The following is a 3,022-nucleotide window of genomic DNA, read 5'->3' as shown; positions in this document are numbered from 1 at the left end:
ACGACAGAATTACTAATATAACAACCGCCACAAGGATTAGGACATTCTCGATAAAAAAGCAGACCCTTAAGAGGCTTCATGCCTTTTAGTTTGATATACTACTACTGGTCTATCAATACCTTTAAAACGAAAGTCTCCGATCGATTCAAAACCTTCGCGCGATCGCAACATAGCATAAGTATTCTCACTCACCACACATTCCCCAGGAGGACAAACTTTTTCCATGCGAGAGGCGAGATTAATCGTCGAACCCAAAACCGTATAATCCACCCTTTTGAGACTACCCACATCGCCAACAACAGCCTTACCGCTATTAATAGAAATACGCAGTTGCAGAGGTTCTCCTAAAGTACCGCTGGCATTAAGTTCATCTAACCGCTCTAACATTCCTACCGCAGCTTCTACAGCACGCTCAGCATGATCTGACTGAGGTTCAGGAGCGCCAAAAAATGCCATAATACAATCTCCAATAAATTTATCCAACGTTCCGCCAGCAGCAAAAACTTCCCGCAGCATTTCCTCGAAAAAATTATTGAGTAATTTTGCAACTTCTGCGGGACTTAAGCGTTCAGACATAGCAGTAAAGCCAACAATATCAGCAAATAAAATGCTAATTTCGCGCTCTACTGGTGGTAAACGATCGTCTACAAGTGCTGAAGCAGCTATTAACTGTTGTACCACTGCTGGAGAGTGATATCGCTCTAATCTTTGCCGCATTGTCTCTTCACTTCTAAGTTTCTGTGCTAACAGCCATCGCTGCACGCTGGAAGCGACCAAATTGCCTAAAGCCGAAAAAAAGCTTAGGTCTTCATCTCCTCCTCTTTGCCACTCCTCTGAAGACAATTGAGCGTGTCCATAAAGTACGCCAAAAACTTTATGTTCGTTCCATAAAGGTACTGCGATCGCGCTGCGAATCCCTTTGACAATAATACTCATCTCTTCTTCAAACCGTTCGTCCATCTGAGCATCAGCCGTTTTAATAGCAACTTGCTCTGCAAATACTTTTTGACAAATTGTACGACTGATCCAACTACCATCAGTAGGCATCTCTTCCTGTTCAGCAAGTGTTTTAGCAGCAGCATTAACTACTTCCAATTTGCCCGTACCAGTAACATCAATTAATAATGCCAATCGTTCAATATTTTTATTATCACGGAATACAACTTCCTGCACCTGGGAAAAAATTGCTTCTATAGATTCAGCACTATTCAGAAACTTGGCAATATCTACCAAATATTTGAGTCTGTCAATAGCTTGTCGATAATTACTGATATTTTCAATTTTTGTATCCGGTTCTATCCACTGTTCTTGCAGTTCTTTAGCCTTAACTAGAATCGTCATTCCTTCCCCCAGACTTCCTATTTCTGGAGGCTGTGGTTGGGGGCGGCTGTCTAAAACAATAATTATACTAATATTATGTCCTAAATTTACATTGTCACCCTGATTTAGTTTTTGAGGATAGGTAATCTGGACATCATTTAAGCGAGTACCGTTTTTGCTACCCATATCTTCTACTAGCCATTCCCCGGAAGCTGTTTTGTAAAAACGGGTGTGGCGGCGAGAAATATCGGCAAAAGGTACTTGTAAATCACATTCTGGTAAGCGACCAACAATATAATCATCGCGGTTTACTGCTACTGTTTTTTCTATTAGCCCATCTATTTGCAGTTTTAATTTGAGGTCATCCATAATATCAAATTCCGCTGCTTAGTGTTAATTGTAAGTCTCAAATGCTAAAAAGGTAATTTATAAATCTATGTTAGTTCAGAGTACAATTGCGTTTAAATAAACAGATTGTTCAATTCTATCAAGGCAAGCATCTAGATGTCATTTCACTCTATGTATGCTTAACTTTGCTTAATTTAAAACCATTGCATATAGGGCTTCCAGAGGAAGATATTGGCTCTACATTGGCAGCACTAAGTAGGAGGAGATAATTAAACGTAAAATATAACTCCTCAAAACCCGGCGAGCTAAGTCTTTTCTCTAATCATCTTATCATGTTCATATTCACTTCAATTTGGGGGCAATTCCAGAGCAAGTTGGCCTAACAAACCAGTCCTAAAATCATTTAACATTTTTCGCGCTGTACGCTCCACATCTCCTTGATAACGTAGTTTTGCTACCTCATGCAAATAGCTTTCACCATTAATAGATGTCGCGTCCAATTCATAGCGAGACTTTAAACCAGATGCGGAGATCAAACCATCACTGGTAGTCTCAAGATATGTTAATAGATCCACCATCGCTGCCGCTATACCCTGATTGTCATAAGCAGCCTCGCCAATATCTTCACAAATAGCTAATTTCTCAGCGTCCTCTTGATTCTCAATTCTAGTCGGAATTACCCCTGGAGCGTCTAGTAGTTCAATTTCCTCAGAAATGCGAATCCACTGAAGACTTCGCGTCACCCCTGCTCTTCTAGCACTATCGGCCACCCGCCGCCCTAATAATCGATTAATTAAAGCCGATTTGCCCACATTGGGAAAGCCAATCGCCACAGCGCGAACTGGACGAGGAAGCATCCCGCGATCGCGCCGCCGTTGATTCAACTTTACCCCAGCATCCCGCGCCGCCATCGCCACCGCCTCCACACTCTGGCCATGCTGAGCATTAGTAAAATAAGGAACCTCACCCTGGGCCTCAAACCACTCTTCCCAAACTTTTCGCACTCGCGGCGAAATCATATCCATGCGGTTAATTACCAAAACTCGCGCCTTCTCGCCTACCCACATCGGCACTTGAGGATGATGAGTAGCCAACGGAATTCGGGCATCTCGGACTTCCAGCACTACATCCACACGCTTGAGCTGTTCTTTCAGTTTGCGTTCAGCCTTAGCAATGTGACCCGGATACCATTGAATTTTCATAAAAAATTGTTAGTTGTTAGTTGGCTTGTATAGCTAGGGACTAGGGGCTAGGGACTAGGGGCTAGGGACTAGGGAAGAAGGAAATAGAATCAGCGGGTTCCAGCAATCAATCCTATCTGGTGTCGCCTTGGCGACTGCGATAGTAGTGGCTT

General features: G+C 42.8%; 2 protein-coding genes. Both read right to left on the bottom strand.

What is annotated here, in order from left to right:
* Nucleotides 1-66: 66 nt before the first annotated feature.
* Entirely contained in the window at nucleotides 67-1,689 is a 1,623-nt protein-coding gene (locus PN499_RS19705; RefSeq protein ID WP_272033837.1) for an adenylate/guanylate cyclase domain-containing protein, read from the bottom strand.
* Nucleotides 1,690-2,015: 326 nt separating this feature from the next.
* Complete coding sequence (gene ylqF, locus PN499_RS19700; protein ID WP_272033835.1) at nucleotides 2,016-2,870, bottom strand: ribosome biogenesis GTPase YlqF; 855 nt, start codon at nucleotides 2,868-2,870, stop codon at nucleotides 2,016-2,018.
* Between the last annotated feature and the right edge of the window lie 152 nt (nucleotides 2,871-3,022).

Origin of the sequence: Kamptonema animale CS-326, assembly GCF_028330895.1 — a bacterium.
Lineage (GTDB): Bacteria > Cyanobacteriota > Cyanobacteriia > Cyanobacteriales > Microcoleaceae > Kamptonema > Kamptonema formosum.
The sequence above is the reverse complement of the archived record's forward strand: the minus strand, read 5'-3'. Positions and strand labels throughout refer to the sequence as shown.